19 protein-coding genes are annotated in these 17,976 nt (G+C 67.8%); 5 read left to right on the plus strand and 14 right to left on the minus strand.

Annotated elements, in window-relative coordinates; all coding sequences use genetic code 11:
• Positions 1 to 149: 149 nt before the first annotated feature.
• The 3 genes from ACWAUG_RS03560 to guaB all read right to left on the minus strand — a co-directional run bounded on the left by ACWAUG_RS03560 (position 150) and on the right by guaB (position 3,733).
• A complete protein-coding gene (locus ACWAUG_RS03560; protein ID WP_460801341.1) occupies positions 150 to 905 on the minus strand; it encodes an SURF1 family protein in 756 nt (251 codons plus the stop codon).
• Positions 906 to 964: 59 nt separating this feature from the next.
• Positions 965 to 2,083: a GuaB3 family IMP dehydrogenase-related protein gene (locus ACWAUG_RS03565; protein ID WP_298038538.1), complete on the minus strand. Its 1,119-nt coding sequence runs from the start codon at positions 2,081 to 2,083 to the stop codon at positions 965 to 967.
• Positions 2,084 to 2,230: 147 nt separating this feature from the next.
• Positions 2,231 to 3,733 carry an IMP dehydrogenase gene (guaB, locus tag ACWAUG_RS03570; protein WP_460801284.1) on the minus strand — a complete coding sequence of 501 codons (1,503 nt, stop codon included), beginning with the start codon at positions 3,731 to 3,733 and terminating at the stop codon, positions 2,231 to 2,233.
• Between the two features lie 280 nt (positions 3,734 to 4,013).
• Here guaB and ACWAUG_RS03575 point away from each other — a divergent pair, with 280 nt between their 5' ends.
• Genes ACWAUG_RS03575 through ACWAUG_RS03590 form a run of 4 tightly spaced genes read left to right on the plus strand, consistent with a single transcriptional unit; the run spans position 4,014 to position 7,927 of the window.
• Entirely contained in the window at positions 4,014 to 5,255 is a 1,242-nt protein-coding gene (locus tag ACWAUG_RS03575) for an ABC transporter permease subunit (protein ID WP_460801343.1), read from the plus strand.
• Positions 5,256 to 5,257: 2 nt separating this feature from the next.
• Positions 5,258 to 6,235: a branched-chain amino acid ABC transporter permease gene (locus tag ACWAUG_RS03580; protein WP_460801286.1), complete on the plus strand. Its 978-nt coding sequence runs from the start codon at positions 5,258 to 5,260 to the stop codon at positions 6,233 to 6,235.
• The gene (locus ACWAUG_RS03585) at positions 6,225 to 7,196 is read left to right on the plus strand and encodes an ABC transporter ATP-binding protein (RefSeq protein ID WP_460801287.1); all 972 of its coding nucleotides are present in this window, start codon (positions 6,225 to 6,227) and stop codon (positions 7,194 to 7,196) included. The genes ACWAUG_RS03580 and ACWAUG_RS03585 overlap by 11 nt, the downstream gene beginning before the upstream one ends.
• Positions 7,193 to 7,927, plus strand: coding sequence for an ABC transporter ATP-binding protein (locus ACWAUG_RS03590; protein WP_460801288.1), 735 nt, complete (start codon positions 7,193 to 7,195; stop codon positions 7,925 to 7,927). The genes ACWAUG_RS03585 and ACWAUG_RS03590 overlap by 4 nt, the downstream gene beginning before the upstream one ends.
• A 124-nt stretch (positions 7,928 to 8,051) precedes the next feature.
• On the opposite strand, the gene ACWAUG_RS03595 is transcribed toward ACWAUG_RS03590, so the two are convergent.
• The 3 genes from ACWAUG_RS03595 to groES form a co-directional block, all read right to left on the minus strand.
• Entirely contained in the window at positions 8,052 to 9,317 is a 1,266-nt protein-coding gene (locus ACWAUG_RS03595; RefSeq protein ID WP_460801290.1) for an ABC transporter substrate-binding protein, read from the minus strand.
• Between the two features lie 134 nt (positions 9,318 to 9,451).
• Positions 9,452 to 10,375, minus strand: a complete 924-nt coding sequence (gene rarD / locus ACWAUG_RS03600) for an EamA family transporter RarD (RefSeq protein ID WP_460801291.1) — start codon at positions 10,373 to 10,375, stop codon at positions 9,452 to 9,454.
• 101 nt (positions 10,376 to 10,476) lie between these two features.
• A complete protein-coding gene (gene groES, locus ACWAUG_RS03605; RefSeq protein ID WP_099196502.1) occupies positions 10,477 to 10,773 on the minus strand; it encodes a co-chaperone GroES in 297 nt (98 codons plus the stop codon).
• 156 nt (positions 10,774 to 10,929) lie between these two features.
• On the opposite strand from groES, the gene ACWAUG_RS03610 reads away from it, so the two are divergent.
• The gene (locus ACWAUG_RS03610; protein ID WP_460801293.1) at positions 10,930 to 12,132 is read left to right on the plus strand and encodes a THUMP-like domain-containing protein; all 1,203 of its coding nucleotides are present in this window, start codon (positions 10,930 to 10,932) and stop codon (positions 12,130 to 12,132) included.
• A 9-nt stretch (positions 12,133 to 12,141) separates the two neighbouring features.
• Here the strand turns inward: ACWAUG_RS03610 and ACWAUG_RS03615 are convergent, their stop codons facing one another.
• Genes ACWAUG_RS03615 through ACWAUG_RS03650 form a run of 8 tightly spaced genes read right to left on the minus strand, consistent with a single transcriptional unit; the run spans position 12,142 to position 17,821 of the window.
• Positions 12,142 to 13,224: a hypothetical protein gene (locus ACWAUG_RS03615; protein ID WP_460801295.1), complete on the minus strand. Its 1,083-nt coding sequence runs from the start codon at positions 13,222 to 13,224 to the stop codon at positions 12,142 to 12,144.
• Between the two features lie 8 nt (positions 13,225 to 13,232).
• On the minus strand, positions 13,233 to 13,691 hold the full coding sequence (locus ACWAUG_RS03620) for a hypothetical protein (RefSeq protein WP_460801297.1): 459 nt from the start codon (positions 13,689 to 13,691) through the stop codon (positions 13,233 to 13,235).
• Positions 13,691 to 14,755 carry a tRNA (adenosine(37)-N6)-threonylcarbamoyltransferase complex transferase subunit TsaD gene (gene tsaD, locus ACWAUG_RS03625; protein WP_298038474.1) on the minus strand — a complete coding sequence of 355 codons (1,065 nt, stop codon included), beginning with the start codon at positions 14,753 to 14,755 and terminating at the stop codon, positions 13,691 to 13,693. Before tsaD ends, ACWAUG_RS03620 begins: the two co-directional genes overlap by 1 nt.
• Positions 14,752 to 15,228, minus strand: coding sequence for a ribosomal protein S18-alanine N-acetyltransferase (gene rimI / locus ACWAUG_RS03630; protein WP_298038477.1), 477 nt, complete (start codon positions 15,226 to 15,228; stop codon positions 14,752 to 14,754). Before rimI ends, tsaD begins: the two co-directional genes overlap by 4 nt.
• Complete coding sequence (gene tsaB, locus ACWAUG_RS03635; RefSeq protein ID WP_460801299.1) at positions 15,229 to 15,840, minus strand: tRNA (adenosine(37)-N6)-threonylcarbamoyltransferase complex dimerization subunit type 1 TsaB; 612 nt, start codon at positions 15,838 to 15,840, stop codon at positions 15,229 to 15,231.
• A gap of 33 nt (positions 15,841 to 15,873) precedes the next feature.
• Positions 15,874 to 16,359: a tRNA (adenosine(37)-N6)-threonylcarbamoyltransferase complex ATPase subunit type 1 TsaE gene (gene tsaE, locus ACWAUG_RS03640; RefSeq protein WP_298038481.1), complete on the minus strand. Its 486-nt coding sequence runs from the start codon at positions 16,357 to 16,359 to the stop codon at positions 15,874 to 15,876.
• The gene (gene alr, locus ACWAUG_RS03645) at positions 16,356 to 17,465 is read right to left on the minus strand and encodes an alanine racemase (RefSeq protein WP_460801301.1); all 1,110 of its coding nucleotides are present in this window, start codon (positions 17,463 to 17,465) and stop codon (positions 16,356 to 16,358) included. Before alr ends, tsaE begins: the two co-directional genes overlap by 4 nt.
• Entirely contained in the window at positions 17,462 to 17,821 is a 360-nt protein-coding gene (locus ACWAUG_RS03650; RefSeq protein WP_298038485.1) for a holo-ACP synthase, read from the minus strand. The genes alr and ACWAUG_RS03650 overlap by 4 nt, the downstream gene beginning before the upstream one ends.
• Positions 17,822 to 17,976: the final 155 nt, after the last annotated feature.

Raw genomic sequence — 17,976 nt, forward strand, 5'->3', positions numbered from 1 at the left:
CCCTTGTGAGGCGCGGAGGGGGCATCCGTCAGCCGAGCAGCGATGCGCGACGGGAGCACCCGCGAGTGAGCCTATTGCGGGCGGCGGCCGAGTTCAATGGCCTTAACCGAACAGAAACCTGCCGTTCGCCCGGAGGCGTGCACGCCGGGTCAGGGCGATGCTTCCGCGCGCTCCTCGAACTCCTCGACCTCGATCTGCCACCGGTCCTTCGCGAGGCGATACCAGATGTAGAAGGAGAAGCCGGCGAATACAACCCACTCCAACGCGTAGAAGATGTTGAGCCAGTTGACCGTGCCCAGCTCCTCCGGAGCCGGAGACGCGATGTCGACGAGTCCGTCCGGCGCGTCGATCGATGCGAGGTAGGGGCGGTACATCGACAGGCCGTCCGTCTCGTGCCACTGACCGAGCAGCATGGCCGGCGACATCCGGTCCATCTCATAGGGGTCATCCGACGGCGGCAGCGCGGACCCCTCGTCCGAGATGATGCGTCCGGTGATGTCGGCTTCCGCACCCACGGCGCTCTCCTCGAGAACGGCGGCGACGGCATCCGCCTTCTCACGATCCGGGGTCCATCCCAGCGCGACCGCGATCGAGGTGTCATCCGCGACGCGCAGCTGGCCGGTCACCCAGTAACCCGCCTCGCCCTCGTTGTAACGGGCCGAGACCACCAGGAAGTCGCCGCCGATCCACGTTCCCGCCGTCTCGACTCGTTGGCCGACATACGGCTCCGGAAGATACTCGCCCGGTTCGAGGACGTCGCCCAGAGGACGCACCTCCTCGGTGACGCCCACCGGTGCGGGATCGGTGTCGATCGCGCGCTCCAGCTGCCACCGGCCGAGGAACGCGAAGATCCCCGCGACGGCCAGGCAAGCCAGCAGCACGGCGATCCACCGCCCGCGCAGCATGACCTCACGAAGGGTCGGCGCGAACTCCTGCGATGTCGTCACGATGGGCGATGCGTCGCTCAGGACTGCTGGTAGGGGGCGAGGACGACCTCGACGCGCTGGAACTCCTTGAGGTCGGAGTACCCGGTCGTGGCCATCGACTTGCGCAGCGCACCGATGAGGTTCGCCGTGCCGTCGGCGACCGGCGCCGGCCCGTAGAGGATCTCCTCCAGCGTGGCGATGCCGGGCGTCTCGACGCGGCGGCCGCGTGGAAGCTGCGGGTGGTGCGCCTCGGGGCCCCAGTGGAATCCGCGGCCCGGAGCATCCGTCGCGCGGGCGAGTGCGACTCCGAGCATGACGGCGTCCGCACCCATCGCGAGGGCCTTGACGATGTCGCCCGAGGTGCCCACGCCACCATCGGCGATCACGTGCACGTAGCGTCCGCCCGACTCGTCGAGGTAGTCACGGCGCGCGGCCGCGACATCCGAGACGGCCGTGGCCATCGGAGCGTGGATGCCGAGGGTCGCGCGGGTCGTCGACGCCGCTCCCCCGCCGAAGCCGACGAGCACGCCGGCCGCACCGGTGCGCATGAGGTGCAGCGCCGCGGTGTAGGTGGCCGCGCCGCCGACGATCACCGGCACGTCGAGGTCGTAGATGAACTTCTTCAGGTTCAGCGGCTCGGCGACGCTGGAGACGTGCTCGGCCGAGACGGTCGTGCCGCGGATGACGAACAGGTCGACGCCGGCAGCGGCGACCGTGTCGTAGAACTCCTGCGTGTGCTGCGGGGTGAGCGATCCGGCGACGGTCACGCCGGCCTCGCGGATCTCGGCCAGACGCGCGGTGATCAGCTCGGCCTTGATCGGCTCGGAGTACAGCTGCTGCATGCGCACAGTCGCCTTCTCAGCGGGCAGGCCCGCGATCTCGGCGAGCAGCGGTTCGGGGTTCTCGTATCGGGTCCACAGGCCCTCGAGGTCGAGAACGCCCAGGCCGCCGAGCTTTCCGAGCATGATGGCGGTGTGCGGGCTGACGACCGAGTCCATCGGAGCGGCGATGATCGGAGTGTCGAACGAGAAGGCGTCGATCGTCCACGCCGTCGACACGTCCTCGGGGTTCCGCGTCCGTCGGGACGGGACCACCGCGATGTCGTCGAACGTATATGCGCGGGTCGCGCGCTTGCCTCGGCCGATTTCGATGTCCATGCTCACCCCACAAGCCTACCCCGCCCGCGTCGGAGCCCTCCCCGCGGGGATCTCCCACGTATCGAGTCCCGTCTACGCATCGAGCTCCCGTCGTATCTGCGTGGATACGACGGGAGCTCGATGATAAAGCGGGGGCTCGCGGAAGAGTTACTTCTTGTAGTTCGGCGCCTCGACGACGATCTGAACGTCGTGGGGGTGCGATTCCTTGAGGCCTGCTGCCGTGATGCGCACGAACTTGCCACGCGTCTTCAGCTCTTCGATGGTGCGGGCACCGACGTAGAACATCGACTGGCGAAGCCCTCCGACGAGCTGGTACGCCACCGCGGAAACCGGACCGCGGTAAGGAACCTGGCCCTCGATGCCCTCGGGGATGAGCTTGTCATCGCTCGGCACATCGGCCTGGAAGTAGCGGTCCTTCGAGTAGGAGGTCTGCTTGCCGCGAGTCTGCATGGCGCCCAGCGATCCCATGCCGCGGTACTGCTTGAACTGCTTGCCCGACTGGAAGACGATCTCGCCCGGCGACTCGTCCGTGCCCGCCAGCAGCGAGCCCAGCATGACGGCATCCGCACCGGCGACCAGCGCCTTGGCGATGTCGCCCGAGTACTGCAGCCCGCCATCGGCGATCACCGGGATGCCCGCGGGACGCGCGGCGAGGGATGCCTCGTAGACAGCGGTCACCTGCGGGACGCCCACACCCGCGACGACGCGCGTGGTGCAGATGGAGCCCGGTCCGACGCCGACCTTGACGGCGTCGACGCCGGCGTCGACGAGCGCCTGCGCGCCCTGACGCGTCGCGACGTTGCCGCCGATGATGTCGATGTGTTCGAAGGACTCGTCGGCCTTGAGACGCTTGACGAGATCGATCACGCCCTGCGACTGGCCGTTGGCGGTGTCGACGACGAGCACGTCGACACCGGCGTCGCGCAGCGCCTCGGCACGCTCCCAGGCGTCGCCGAAGAATCCGATCGCGGCGCCGACGCGCAGGCGCCCCTGGTCGTCCTTGGTGGCGAGCGGGTACTTCTCGCTCTTGTCGAAGTCCTTGATGGTGATGAGGCCGGCGAGCTTGCCGTCGTCGTCGATCAGCGGCAGCTTCTCGACGCGGTGCTTGGCGAACAGCGCGATGACTTCGCCGGCGGCGACGCCGACGGGCGCCGTGACGAGGTTCTCGCTCGTCATGACGTCCTTGACGAAGGTGCTCTGGCGCTCGAAGCCCGAGACGAAGCGCATGTCGCGGTTCGTGACGATGCCGACCAGGCGTCCGCTGTCGTCGACGACGGGAAGGCCCGAGATGCGGTACTTCGCGCAGAGATCGTCGACCTCTTCGACGGTCGCCTCGGGCGTCGTCGTGATCGGGTCGGTGATCATGCCCGACTCGCTGCGCTTGACACGGTCGACGTGAGCGGCCTGATCGGCGATCGAGAGATTGCGGTGCAGGATGCCGATGCCGCCCTCGCGCGCCATGGCGATCGCCATGCGCGACTCGGTGACGGTGTCCATCGCGCTGGACAGCAGGGGCGTGGCGACCGAGATGCGACGGGTGATCCGCGAGGACGTGTCGGCCTCGCTCGGGATCACATCGGTATGTCCGGGGAGAAGAAGAACATCGTCGTACGTGAGTCCGACGAAACCGAAGGGATCGTGCTGTTCCATGGATGATCCTCCTGCAGGCGCGCGTGTGGTGTACCAAGTCTAAGTGCGGCGACGCCGGGAAAATTCCCGGAACGGCGCCGGCCACCGTTTGATAACGACCTGGCGGGATCGGCAACCCTCGCATTACGCTCATACCGTCGTTCATCATCGTCGAGACGACCCGAGCCTTGGCGACCTTTCACGGGACGACTGGGGAGGTTTCGTGGAACTGTCGACCAGCCATGAGCGCCGAACGGCGCCGTGGATCATCACGCTCGTGAGCGCCGTCCTGGCCGCTGTCATGCTGCTGCTGACAGCCCCGGCCGCTTTCGCCGATACCGACGGCCCTCCCGCCGAGCAGGAGGTGACCGACTTCTTCTTCGCCGGGGTCATCCGCTTCGACGACGATCCGCTCCCCGGCGTCGTCGTCTCGATCGAAGGAGCCGGATTCGAGGCCGAGACGGCCACCGACGACGCCGGTCGATGGACGCTCTACGTACCGGAGAAGGGCGAGTACACGCTCACGGTCGACGAGTCCACGCTCCCCGAGGGCGTCATCGTCGAGGGCGACTCGGCGTCGCAGGACGTCGAGTTCGGCCTCTCCAACCGCGTCGTGATCAACCTCTTCCTCGGCGAAGGCGTACGTGAGACGACATCGTTCGTGAACCAGTTCGTCGAACGTCTCATCAACGGCATCAACTTCGGTCTGCTCCTCGCCCTTGCGGCGATCGGCGTCTCGTTGATCTTCGGGACCATGAACCTGACGAACTTCGCGCACGCCGAGATGGTCACCTTCGGTGCCGTCATGGCGGTGGTCTTCGGCATCACCCTCGCGGTCCCCATGTGGTTGACCATCCCCCTCGTCGTGGTCTGCGGCGCCGTCTTCGGGTATCTGATGGACGTCGGGCTCTGGAAACCATTGCGAAAACGCGGGATGGGCATCATCCCGCTCATGATCGTCAGCATCGGATTCTCCTTCGCCCTGCGCTACGTCTTCCTCTTCTTCTTCGGCGGCGGCACGGTGCAGCTGCCGAACGCCGGGGCGCCCAAGATCACCCTCTGGGGGCCGATCCGGCTCAGCATCATCGACATCATGTCGATGAGCATCAGCGTCGTCGTCCTCATCGCGGTCGCCCTCTGGCTGCTTCACACGCGAACAGGCAAGGCGACACGGGCCATCTCCGACAATCCCACCCTCGCCGCGGCATCCGGCATCAATGTCGACCGGGTCATCCGCATCGTCTGGATCCTCGCCGCAGCGCTCGCCGCCCTCGGCGGCATCCTGTGGGCCTACTTCCGACCGGGTGTGAGGTGGGACATGGGCGTGCACATCCTGCTGCTCATCTTCGCCGCCGTCTGCCTCGGCGGTCTCGGCACCGCCTTCGGCGCGCTGATCGGAGCGATCATCGTCGGCATCCTCGTCGAGGTCTCCACCCTGTGGCTGCCCTCCGACCTCAAATACGTCGGCGCACTCGCGATCCTGATCCTCGTGCTGCTGTTCCGGCCGCAGGGAATCCTCGGACGCAAAGAGAGGATCGGTTGATCATGGACTGGGGAGCGATCTTCAACAACACCGCCGCCTGGATGCTGAGTCCCACGACGATCGCCTATGCGATCGCCGCCACGGGCCTCGCCGTGCACTTCGGCTACGCGGGACTCCTGAACTTCGGCATGGCCGGGTTCATGGCCATCGGCGCCTACAGCTACGCCATCTCGATCCTCTCGTTCGGGCTGCCCTGGTGGGTGGGCATCATCGTCGGCATGGTGATGTCGACGCTGTTCGCCTTCATCCTCGGCATCCCGACGCTGCGCCTGCGCGCCGACTACCTCGCCATCGCGACGATCGCCGCGGCCGAGATCGTCCGGCTCCTCTTCACCTCGACGGCCTTCGAGAAGCATACGAATGCGGCCGATGGTCTGGGCGGCTACCACGCGGGTTTCCGCGCGGCGAACCCCTTCCCCGAGGGGAACTACGGATTCGGCCCATGGACGTTCAACGCGAACCAGCTCTGGGTCCGTGTCTTCGGGCTATTCGTCCTCGCGGTATGCATCTACCTCGTCTGGGCGCTCATGCGCAGCCCCTGGGGCCGTGTGCTCAAGGGCATCCGCGAAGACGAGGACGCCGTGCGGTCCCTCGGCAAGAACGTGTTCGCCTACAAGATGCAGGCGCTCGTGATCGGCGGGATCATGGGCGGCCTCGGCGGCGCCGTGTTCGCCCTGCCATCCGCCGTGGTGCCGGCCAGCTACACGACCTCGTTGACGTTCTTCCTCTGGACCATCCTCCTCCTCGGCGGTGCCGCCACCGTCTTCGGACCGGCTCTGGGCGCCGTGATCTTCTGGGTCATCATGGCCTTCCTCGAAGGAGTCCTGCCCAGCCTGGCGGCCCAGGGCATCCTGCCCATGTCGGCGATCCAGGCGGGCACCCTCCGCTTCGTGATCGTCGGAATCGCGCTCATGCTGCTGGTGATCTTCCGGCCGCAGGGGCTCCTCGGAAACAAGAGGGAGCTGACCTTTGTCAAATAACGCCGCACCCACGAACGGGCGCACCAAGACCACCGGCCTGCACACCGGCGGCGCCGTCCCCGGGTGCAAGAAGGTCGACCCGATCCTCGTCGCCGACCACGTCACCCGCCGCTTCGGCGGCCTCACCGCGGTCGACGTCGACCACCTCGAGATCCCGCGGAACGCCATCACCGCCCTCATCGGCCCGAACGGCGCCGGGAAGACCACCCTGTTCAACCTGCTCTGCGGATTCGACAAGCCGAACACCGGCACGTGGAGCTTCGACGGGCACCAGCTCTCGGGCATCCCGTCCTTCAAGGTGGCCCGTATGGGGCAGGTGCGCACCTTCCAGCTCACCAAGGCGCTCTCCCTCCTCACCGTTCTCGAGAACATGAAACTCGGCGCACCGGACCAGAAGGGCGAGAGCATCCTGCCCAGCCTCATCCCCGCGATCTGGCGCAAGCAGGACACCGAGCTCGAGACGAAGGCGATGGACCTCCTGACCCGCTTCAAACTCGATACCAAGGCACAGGACTACGCCGCGAGCCTGTCCGGCGGGCAGCGCAAGCTGCTCGAGATGGCGCGCGCCCTCATGCGCGACCCCAGTCTCGTCATGCTCGACGAGCCCATGGCCGGCGTGAACCCGGCCCTCACCCAATCCCTGCTCGAGCACATCCTCGATCTGAAGGACCTCGGCATGACCGTGCTCTTCGTCGAGCACGACATGAACATGGTCCGCCACATCGCCGACTGGGTCGTCGTCATGGCCGAAGGCCGCGTCGTCGCCGAGGGGCCACCCGAGAGCGTCATGCAGGACCAGGCCGTCATCGACGCCTACCTGGGCAGCCACCAGGACGTCGACCTCGGCGTGGTGACCGGGCGGTACACGGGCGAGCTCGACGAGTCCGCCGAGGAGATGCTCGAAGAGATCCGCGAAGAGCACGAGGCCGCGATCCACGCCGCAGAGGAGGACAAGCGATGAGCACGACGCAGACGCCCGTCGTCGAGGTGAAGAACCTCACAGCGGGATACCTCCCCGGTGTGAACATCCTCACCGACACCAACCTCGTCGCAGCCCGGGGCGAACTGATCGGCATCATCGGCCCCAATGGCGCCGGAAAATCAACCCTGCTGAAAGCGATCTTCGGACAGGTCAAGGTACGCGGCGGAGACATCCTCGTCGATGGCGAGAGCATCGTCGGCCTCAAGGCGAACGAGCTCGTCCAGCGCGGCGTCGGCTTCGTGCCTCAGACCAACAACGTGTTCCCCTCGTTGACTATCGAGGAGAACCTGCAGATGGGCATCATCCAGCGCCCGAAGTCCTACAAGGAGAGGCTCGAGTTCGTCACCGGCATCTTCGCGGAGCTCGGCGGACGTCTCAAGCAGCGAGCCGGATCGCTGTCGGGCGGTGAAAGGCAGATGGTCGCCATGTCGCGGGCGCTCATGATGGACCCATCGGTGCTGCTGCTCGACGAGCCATCCGCCGGGCTCTCCCCCGTGCGGCAGGACGATGCCTTCATCCGGGTCTCCGACATCAACAAGGCCGGCGTCACCACCATCATGGTCGAGCAGAACGCACGCCGCTGCCTGCAGATCTGCGACCGCGGATACGTGCTCGACCAGGGGCACGACGCGCACACCGGCACCGGACGCGAATTGCTGAACGACCCGAAGGTGATCGGGCTCTACCTCGGGACGCTCGGCGAGGACTGACGCCGCGCGCACGGCGCGGGGTGGATTTCACGGCTCACGACCCGATTGGAGCCGTATTTTCCATCCCACGCCCGGGCGCAGAGAAGGGGCCGGATGCCGCAGCGCCCGGCCCCTTCCTGACAGATCAGTTGATACGGGTGTGGGTGTTGTCGGCGCCGTACTGGAAGACGCCGATCGTGGCTTCCGTCGGGTCGCCGTTGTCGTCGAAGGTGATGGCTCCGGAGTAGCCGTCGTAGTCGGCGGTGCCTCCGTCGAGGATGATCTGCGCGCAGGCCTCGAACGACTCGCACTTCTCACCGTCGCCCGAGCCCCCGGAGACCTCCTGCAGGAAGCCGGCGATGTCGGCGGCATCCGTCGAATTGGCGGCGAGCGAAGCGAGCGCGAGCAGCACGACCGCATCGTACGATTCTGCGCCGTAGTTGAAGTCGACGAGCTCTTCCCCGGCCTGCTCCTGCCACTGGTCGATCAGACGCTGCTGGAAGTCGTCCGCGAGCACGGGGCCCGGCTGGGTTCCCTTGCTCCCCTCGATCGAGCCCGGCATGTCGGCGCCCCACTGCTGAGTGTTGCCGTCGACGAGGTAGAACTTGCTGCCGTCGAAGCCGTTCGACATGAATGCCGGGATGATCGTCGAGGTCTCCTCGAAGCCGATCACGGCGACCGCGTCGGGGCTCTGCGCGAGGATCGAGCTGACCTGTGCATCGAACGACGTGTCGTTGGCGTTGTAGGCCTCGGATGCCACGACCGTTCCGCCGCCGGCCTCGAAGTTCTCCGTCAGCGACGCCTCCAGGCCGGAGCCATAGGCGTCGTTGAGGTAGATGATGCCGAGGTTGGCATGCCCGTCGAGACCGATCTCCGTGGCGAGGACCTCACCCTGCAACAGGTCGCTGGGGGCGGTGCGCCAATAGAGGTCGTTGTCATCCCAATCCGTGAAGTCCGGCGAGGTGTTCGCCGGTGAGAAGGTGATGACTCCCGCGCTGATGGCCTGGTCGAGGAAGAGCTTGGTGACGCCCGACGAGGCCGCGCCGATGAGCGCGGACACGCCGGAGTCGAGCAGCCTCGGAACCGTCGTCTCGAACGCCTTGTTGTCGGCGTCGCCGGAGTCGCCGTACTGGACGTCGACCGTGATGCCGAGCCCCGCCGCGTTGATCTCGGCGGCAGCGAGGCCGACACCAGCCTCTTCCGGCGGGCCGAGGTAGGCGAGCTGCCCGGTCTGGGGAAGGACGGTGCCGATGCTGAGCGTGAGGTCCTCACGATCAGTGGGAGTGGATGGGTCGGCCGAATCATCGGTTCCGGTGCCCCCACCGCACCCGGTCAGAACGATAGCGCCCGCACTGACCAGGGCCATACCGCCGAGGAATTTTCGTGCGCGCGTACTGGTGAAGAGACTCATGCTGCTCCCTTGCTAGATCATGATTCCCGAACGACTCGGGCGCCGTCCGTGAAACAACGGTAGCGGCGAACCCTGTCGCGTTGTGTTGCGATGCGTTAACGGTCTGATCGGGCTTTTCGCCGGGATGCCGGGGCTCAGACGATCGCGGCGGGGCGGCTGCGGCGCCCTCGGCGCGCGGCGAGGACCAGATCGATGACGAAGACGATGACGGCGCACCAGACGATCGCGAATCCGATCCAGCGTTCCAGCGGCATAGGCTCCTCGAGGATCAGCACTCCGGTGAGGAACTGCATGATCGGCGTCATGAACTGGATCATTCCGATCAGGGTGAGGTCGATGCGCCGGGCGCCGGCGGCGAACAGAAGCAGCGGCACCGCGGTGGCGATTCCGGCGAACAGCATGAGCGCGGTGTGCACGGTGCCGGAGGAGCCGAGTGTTATGCCGGTGGTCTGCGCGACGATGATCAGCTGGACGATCGCGATGGGCAGGAGCCAGAAGGATTCGAGGGTGAGTCCGCTGACGGCGTCGACAGCCGCGCCGATGCGCTTCTTGATGAGTCCGTAGACGCCGAAGGAAGCTGCGAGCGAGAGGGCGATCCACGGGAAGGAGCCGTAGCCGATGATGATGACGGCCACCGCGAGCGCGGCGATGCCGATGGCCGCCCACTGCAGTCGGCGGATGCGCTCGCGCAGCACGAGCACGCCCAGCAGCACCGTGACGATGGGGTTGATGAAGTATCCCAGCGACGTCTCGACGACGTGGCCGGTGAGGGTTCCGATGAGGAAAACCTGCCAGTTGATGTAGATGAGCAGGCCGGCCAGGGCGGTCCATCCGAGAAGACGCGGCTGCCGGATGATCGCGATGATGCGCCGCCATCCGCGCATGGCGGTGAGCAGCACGAGGCAGAAGACGAGCGAGAAGACGACGCGTGCTGCGACGATCTCCCAGGGCCCGGTCGGCGCGAGCGTCAGGAAGTAGAGCGGGAGGAACCCCCACAGCAGGTACGCCCCGACCGAGTAGGCGATACCGGCGGGTTGCTCGGCGCGTTGGCGGGTCACGAGGTTCACCCTATGCCCGGGGATGATAGAAGGCCCGGATGCCGTGGCATCCGGGCCTTCTCCGATCGGCGTTCGCGCCGATCAAGATCTGCTGAGAGCGATCAGCGGACGACGACGGCGAGGACGTCGCGAGCCGAGAGCACCAGGTACTCGTCAGCGCCGAACTTCACCTCGGTGCCGCCGTACTTGCTGTACAGGACGCGGTCGCCGACGGCGACGTCGAGCGGAACGCGGTTGCCGTTGTCGTCGATGCGACCGGGGCCGACGGCCACGACCTGGCCCTCCTGGGGCTTCTCCTTGGCAGTGTCAGGGATGACCAGGCCACTCGCGGTGGTCTGCTCGGCCTCGACCTGCTGGATGACGATGCGGTCCTCGAGCGGCTTGATGGAAACCGACACGGTCTACCTCTTCTTTCTTTACGCTGACACGAAAGATTCGTTCGCACTCTCAACCCGAGAGTGCTAATCACAAGTGTATGGGGTCGGCTGGCACTCATGCAATGCGAGTGCCAATTCCGACGGGCGGGCTCCGTCGGGCCGATCTAAGCTTGTCGGATGGAGATGTCCGAGCTCACCGCGCTGCTCACCCCCGATGGCCTCCGGCTCCTCGACGAAGTCGGCCCGCTCGCCTCGACCGGTGACGTCGCCCAGGCCGTCTCGAAGCTGCGCGCCGCGGGCCATTCCCCCGATCTCGTCTCGGCCATCGTCGGCCAGGCGCACCTGCGGGTTCGCGGCGCCGCCAAGTTCGGAGATTTCGCCGAGCGGATGCTGTTCACCCGAGCCGGCTACGAGCAGGCGACCCGTCTCGGCGTCGCCGCCCGCCATGCGGGCCGCATGCGCCGCGCGGGCGTCGAGCGCGTCGCCGATCTCGGCTGCGGCATCGGCGGCGACTCGCTGGCTTTCGCAGGCGCGGGTCTGCGGGTGGATGCGGTGGATGCCGATGAGGTGACCGCGGCGATCGCCGCTTACAACCTCGCCCCCTTCGGCACGGATGCCTCGGTGCACCATGGCACGGCGGAGGAGTTCGCCGAGCGGTTCGCCGCGGACGAGCAGCGCACGGCCATTTGGTTGGATCCGGCCCGTCGGACGGCCGGTCACAGCGAGACGCGGCGGGTCGCGGCATCCGACTACTCCCCCTCTCTCGACTGGGCCTTCGAGCTGGCGACCCGCATGCCGGTCGGCATCAAGCTCGGCCCGGCGCTGGATCGCGATCTCATCCCCGGTGATGCCGAGGCGCAGTGGGTCAGCGTCGACGGCAGCGTGGTCGAGCTCGTGCTCTGGTCGGGGTCCCTCGCCCGCGAGCGAGTGCGCCGCGCGGCGCTGGTGATCCGGGGCGACGAGTCGCACGAGCTCACCGCGGCGGACGACGCCGTCGATGCCGAGGTGCGTGGTCTCGGCGCATTCCTGCACGAACCCGATGGTGCGGTCATCCGCGCCCGTCTGATCGGCGACGTCGCCCGGAGCCTGGAAGCCGGGATGCTGGATGAGAAGATCGCCTATCTCACCGGTGATGCGGCCGTGACGAGCCCATTCGTCCAGAGCTTCCGCGTGCGCGAAGTGATGGCCGCGAATCCGAAGGCGATCAACGCTGTCCTGCGCGCCCACGGCATCGGTACGCTCGAGATCAAGAAGCGCGGCATGGACATCGACCCGGCGCAGTTCCGCAAGAAGCTGAACCTCTCGGGCACGGAATCCGCGACGCTGGTGCTGACACGGGTGGGCGATAAGCGCCTGGCGATCCTCGCCGATCGGGTCTGAGACCGCTGATCAGCCGGAGACCTCTCCGGTCGTGTCATCGATCGACGCGCTCTCGTCGGAGTCGAGGAAGTACTCCGTGGTGTCCGGCATGCGGAGGATCGTCAGCGACGGGTTGCCGGTCGAGTAGCGGCTGACGATGTACTCCGTGCGCAGGCCGTCCACGGTCTGCTCGAGCACGAGGTCGGCGCCGGTCTCCATATCGCCGCACGCTTGGAACGCCCCCTCATCGCCGTAAGCCATCACGCAATAGCTCTGATTCCCCCAGGCACCCCAGACCGGGGAGTCTCCGTCGTAGCCGACCAGCTGCAGCTCCTGCGGGTCGAGGTCGAATGCTGCGGAGACCGTGATGGCGCTGGCGACCTCGTCGTCGGTGAACTGCTCCGTCCAGTCATAGGGCTGGGTGTCCCACCTCTGGAAGAGAGCCACCCGTTCACCACCGATGCCCGGCGCCATCCAGAAGGCCACGTTGAGCTCCGCGCCGCCATCGGAAGGGACGAAGACGGAGCTGCCGAGGTACCCCCGGCCGTCGATCTCGTCGATCTCGTCGGCGTCCAGGCACTCGTCCACCACCCGCCCTCCGGCCGTCGCGATCGCGCACTCGAGGGTGCCCTCATCCGCCGTCGCGAGCCAGCCGACCGCGCCGTACTGCGCCCCCACCGCGACGACCGAGGCCGGGTCGTAATCGCCGCTCGCCTCGAGCTCGGCGCGCATCTCGGCGTTCTCGAGATTCAGCAGGAAACCTGCCGTGTCCCACCCGAAGGCCAGCCAGCCCAGGGCGAAACCGGCGAGCAGCCCGATTCCGGCGAGCACCGACCCGCGGGCGAAGAGCGGACGGCGAGGCGCCGCGAGGGTGACGGATGCGCCGAGGGCTGATTCCTCCGAGGCGTCAGCAGCCTCGGCATCCGCCGGCGTCTCGACCGGCGCAGCGTCCTCGACGGCCAGGGCCGGAACGGGTTCGAGAACCGGAGGAATGGGCGCCAGCCGCCCCATGAGCTCATCCATCCGAGCACGGTCGGCATCTGTCGCCGCACCATCACGTCCGTAGACTCTGGCCTGCAGCGCCCGAAGCTCTGCCGACTCGTCGCTGTTCACCCGAACACCTACCCGAGCTTCTCGTACTGCTGCGCGGCCCACAGCAGCCAGCCGAGGCTGAAGATCGTCGCCGCCATGCCGAGAACGAGCGCCCAGATCGCGATCGAACGCGATTCGACGGCCCGGCGCAGCGACATGATCGCCGCCACGACCGCGACGACGGCGAGCGGGATGCCCCAGCCGACGAACCAGGAGGCGATCAGCGCGACGATCGCTGCGACCAGCGCCCAGGGCGCCAGACGCGTGGTGTCCTCCGCGATGAGCAGATCGTTCGGCGCCCACTGCACGGTGGGCTGCCCGGCGGTGTCATCGGGGCCCGTCGCGATGACGGGCTCGACGCCGACCGGACCGGTCGGCAGCTGCGTGTACCCGGTCCGCGGAGCCCCGGGCACGCGCGTCGTGCCGGGCACCGCCTCGACCTCGGGGGCGACCCCCTCGATCTTCCGCGCTTCGGACGGCTCGCTCATCAGTCCGGCCTTTCGGCGACCTGGATCTCGGTGACGGGCAACGTGGAATCGGCGCCGAAGGCGAGCGTCGACGGACGCCGACCGGAGGCGATGAGGTCAGCGGCGAGCGCGGCGATCATGGCCCCATTATCGGTGCACAGCGACAGCGGAGGAATCCGCACCGTCACGCCGGCGGCTGCGGCACGTTCGATCGCGACCTCCCGCAGGCGCTTGTTCGCGATGACGCCGCCGCCGAGCAGCAGACGCGGAACGCCGCGCTCCGCACAGGCATCGAGCGCCTTGGTCACGAGCACATCGACGACCGCTTCGCGGAAGCTCGCGGCGACATCGGCGACCGGGACCTCTCGCCCCTCGGCCTCGCAGCGCTCCACCCAGCGGGCGACAGCGGTCTTGAGACCGGAGAACGAGAAGTCGTAGCGGTGCTTGGCCATATCGGAGGCCTTCGACAGGCCCCGCGGGAAACGGATCGCCTTCGGGTCGCCGTCGAGCGCAGCCCTGTCGATCTGCGGGCCGCCCGGATACGGCAGCGACAGGAGTCGTGCGACCTTGTCGAACGCCTCCCCCGCAGCGTCGTCGATCGTCTCGCCGAGCAGCTCGACATCCGTCGTCAAGTCGCGCACGTGCAGGAGAGAGGTGTGCCCGCCCGAGACGAGCAGCGCGATCGTCGGGTATTCGAGAGGCTCGGAGTCGGGGGTGACGATATCGGCGGCGATGTGGCCCACGAGGTGGTTGACGGCGTACAGCGGCTTGCCGAGAGAGACGGCCAGCCCCTTCGCCGCGCCGACGCCGACCATGAGGGCACCGGCCAGCCCCGGGCCGCTCGTCACGGCGATCGCATCGAGTTCATCGAGAGTGACGGATGCTTCGGCGAGCGCCGCCCGGATCGACGGTTGCAGCGCCTCGAGGTGGGCGCGCGCGGCGACTTCGGGGACGACCCCGCCGTAACGGGCGTGCTCGTCCATGCTCGAGGCGATCGTGTTCGACAGCAGCGTGCGCCCCCGGACGATGCCGATGCCCGTCTCGTCGCAGCTCGTCTCGATGCCGAGAACCAGCGGTTCGCTCATGCCTTCTCCTCCTGCGCCCGCGCCCATCCGCGCAGGTCGAGCTTCATGATCACAGCATCCACGTCATCGGGCTGGTAGTACCGCGGGCGACGGCCGATCTCCTCGAAGCCCTCCGAGGCGTACAGCGCCTCCGCCCCGGGGTTGTCGGCGCGAACCTCGAGGAATACCTCACGGGAACGGCGCTCGACGGCCTCCGCCAGCAGCGTGCGCAGAAGGGCCCGCCCGCGTCCCTCGCCGCGACGCGAGGCCGTGAGAGCGATGGTCTGGACATCGGCATCCGCACTGCCGCGGATCGCCCGCAGCCCCGCATAGCCGATGATCTCACCGGCATCCTCGTCCACGACGTAGTGGCTGTAATTCGTGACGAGCTCGGCCGCCATCGACTCGGCGCTCCAGGCGTCGGTCGGGAAGGAAGCGCGCTCGATCGCCATGATGGCGTCGAGATCATCTCCGGTCGCGGTGCGGATCGTCATTCAGCTCACGCGCTTCGGTGCGCCGGGAACCGTCACATCGGGCTGCCGCAGGTAGAGCGGTTCGGCGTCGGCGAGCTGACGCCCCGCGGCGACGGCGCGAGCGCCGACCCGGGCGAGGGCGGCCCCGTCGAGAGTGGCGACCTCGATCGCGTGGATCCCCGCGAGCTTCTCCTCGGACTCCGAGCGCGGCACGAGCACCGTGCGCTCGACGAGGTTCGGGATGCCGTCGGCATCCAGGCCATCGAAGATGCTGATCGCGACCTCACGACGGCGCGCATCCGTCACGATCGCGAACCGGGTCTCGGGCGCCTCGTTCTGGATGATCGCCAGAGCGGCACCGAAGTGGCTCGGCACCGCGACAACCGGCAGCCCGCGGCCGACAGCGAACGCGCGCGCTGTGGCGATGCCGATCCGCAGACCCGTGAACGGGCCCGGCCCCATACCGGCGACGACATGTGTGATGGCATCCGCGCCCACGACCTGTTCGAGCAGCGTGCCGATGACCTCGGCGTGGCCCAGAGCGTTCGGGCTCTCAGCCCGAGCTTGCACCGCCCCATCGGCTTCGATCAGCGCGACGGCGGTTCCCAGCGAGGTGTCGACGGCAAGAATCACCTCTCCAGGGTAGTCGCCCAGAAGACCGCGCGCTTAGAGTCCGACGTGCTGCACCGTCACGACGCGGGGTGCGTCGGCATCCAGATCCTCATCCGCGACGCCATCATCGGCGCGCCCGACCGGACGCTCCAGCTCGATGTCCCACCACGAATCGGCGATCGCCGAAGCCATCTCACGACCCCATTCGACCACCACGACCGACCCGGACAGATCGACATCGAGGTCGTCGAGCTCCGCGGCCGAGCCCAACCGGTAGGCGTCGACGTGCACCAGCGGCGCGCCCCCGACGAGCGAAGGATGCGTGCGCGCGATCACGAACGTCGGACTCTGCACCGGGCCGCGCACTCCCAGCCCTTCGGCGAGCCCACGCGTGAACGTCGTCTTCCCCGCGCCGAGCGGCCCGGTGAGCACCAGCAGATCACCCGCCGTGAGCTGCTCTCCGATCAGGAAGCCCAGACGCTCCATCTCCTCCGACGTCGCGATCTCGCGCCGACCGAGAAAAGCAGGATCCACGCTCATACGCCCCTCCTCGGAACACGGTTGCCGATGCGCGTCACGATCTCGTAGTTGATGGTGTCCGCAGCATCCGCCCACTGCGTCGCCGCCGGAGCGCCGAGCGTCGGATCACCGAAGAGCACGACCTCGTCACCGACCGCTACCGGGGCGTCTCCCACATCGATGACGAACTGATCCATCGCGATGCGGCCCGCGACCGTGAACCGGCGGCCATTGATCATCACCGGCCCCGTGCCCGACGCTTGGCGCGGGATGCCATCCGCGTAGCCCAGCGGCACCAGAGCCAGCGTGGTCTCCTCCGCCGTGCGATGCGTGTAGCCGTAGGAGATCCCGGCACCGGCCGGGACCCGGCGCACCGCGGCGACCGCGGCACGCAGCGTCATGGCCGGGCGCAACCCCAGATCCGACGAGGAGCGCCCATCGAACGGGGACAGCCCGTACAGCCCCAGACCGATGCGCACGGCGTCGAGCCGCGCCTCCGGCAGATCGATCGCCGCCCCCGTCGCGGCGATGTGCCGGATCTCGGGGTGAACCCCCTGCGCCGCCGCCGCGGCGACTCCCCGCTCGAACACGGCGAGCGCCGCACGGTCATCCTCGAGCGACGTCGTCGACAGGTGGCTGAAGATCCCGACGATGCGGATGCGGCCGATGCGCTCCAGACGTGCAGCCTCGGCGAACACCCGCATCCAATCATTCGGCGCGACCCCGTTGCGCGAAAGACCCGTCTCGAGCTTGATGTGCACCCCGATCGTCGTCGCTGCGCGGGCTGCCGCGGCATCCACCGCCATGAGCTGATCGAACGACGAGATGCCGACCTCGATGTTCATCGCCGCGGCCGTGTCGAACGTCTCATCCGGCGCATGCAGCCACGCCAGGATCGGCGCGGTGATCCCCTGCAGGCGCAGATCGATCGCCTCCGGGATCTCGGCGACGCCGAGGCGCGTCGCCCCGCCCGAGAGCGCGGCCACCGCGACGGAGGCCGCGCCATGACCATAGGCGTTGGCCTTCACGACCGCGATCACCTCGACGCCCGTCAGCCTGTGCAGGTGACGGGTGTTGTCGGCGACTGCTTCGAGGTCGATGCGTGCTTCGCGGAACGGGGCGGTCACAGCGGATTCCCTTCGGCGACGACGAAGGCCGTGGCGAGCCCGGCGTCGTGCGAGATGGTCAGGTGGAGGTTCATGATGCCCCGGTCTCGAACGACCGCGGCCGTCGTGCCCGACAGGCGGAAGTGCGGTTTACCGGACTCCTCCGAGGCGATCTCGATCTCGGTCCAGTGCACGCCGTCCGAGCCGCCGAGCGCCTTAATCAGCGCTTCCTTCGCGGCGTAGCGGGCCGCGAGCGACGCGAGCTTCAGAGTCCGCTCCGACGGGGCGAAGAGCCTCTGCATCAACCGCGGGGTGCGGGCCATGGTCTGCTCGAACCGCGGTATATCGACGAGGTCGATGCCTGTCCCGATGATCACCCTTCCAGCCTACTCGCGTGCTGTACGGGACCCCGGGTCGGCGCCTTCTGCTCTCCGTCCTGCCGCCTGCTCTCCCACCCCGCCCGTCTTGCCGATACTCGCCCGCTCGGGCCGCGGACACTTGTCAGTCGAGATGACGGATGCCGGGGCATCTT

The organism is Microbacterium sp. GXF6406, from assembly GCF_054798215.1.

Bases quoted from the DNA above. Each gene is read 5' to 3' on its own strand.
- tsaD (WP_298038474.1), bottom strand. From the start codon at position 14,755: ATGAGCGAACCGCTGGTTCTCGGCATCGAGACGAGCTGCGACGAGACG.
- rimI (WP_298038477.1), bottom strand. From the start codon at position 15,228: ATGACGATCCGCACCGCGACCGGAGATGATCTCGACGCCATCATGGCG.
- ACWAUG_RS03560 (WP_460801341.1), bottom strand. From the start codon at position 905: ATGCTGCGCGGGCGGTGGATCGCCGTGCTGCTGGCTTGCCTGGCCGTC.
- tsaE (WP_298038481.1), bottom strand. From the start codon at position 16,359: ATGAGCGTGGATCCTGCTTTTCTCGGTCGGCGCGAGATCGCGACGTCG.
- ACWAUG_RS03595 (WP_460801290.1), bottom strand. From the start codon at position 9,317: ATGAGTCTCTTCACCAGTACGCGCGCACGAAAATTCCTCGGCGGTATG.
- ACWAUG_RS03610 (WP_460801293.1), top strand. From the start codon at position 10,930: ATGGAGATGTCCGAGCTCACCGCGCTGCTCACCCCCGATGGCCTCCGG.
- ACWAUG_RS03590 (WP_460801288.1), top strand. From the start codon at position 7,193: ATGAGCACGACGCAGACGCCCGTCGTCGAGGTGAAGAACCTCACAGCG.
- ACWAUG_RS03580 (WP_460801286.1), top strand. From the start codon at position 5,258: ATGGACTGGGGAGCGATCTTCAACAACACCGCCGCCTGGATGCTGAGT.
- ACWAUG_RS03565 (WP_298038538.1), bottom strand. From the start codon at position 2,083: ATGGACATCGAAATCGGCCGAGGCAAGCGCGCGACCCGCGCATATACG.
- ACWAUG_RS03620 (WP_460801297.1), bottom strand. From the start codon at position 13,691: ATGAGCGAGCCGTCCGAAGCGCGGAAGATCGAGGGGGTCGCCCCCGAG.
- guaB (WP_460801284.1), bottom strand. From the start codon at position 3,733: ATGGAACAGCACGATCCCTTCGGTTTCGTCGGACTCACGTACGACGAT.
- ACWAUG_RS03575 (WP_460801343.1), top strand. From the start codon at position 4,014: ATGCTGCTGCTGACAGCCCCGGCCGCTTTCGCCGATACCGACGGCCCT.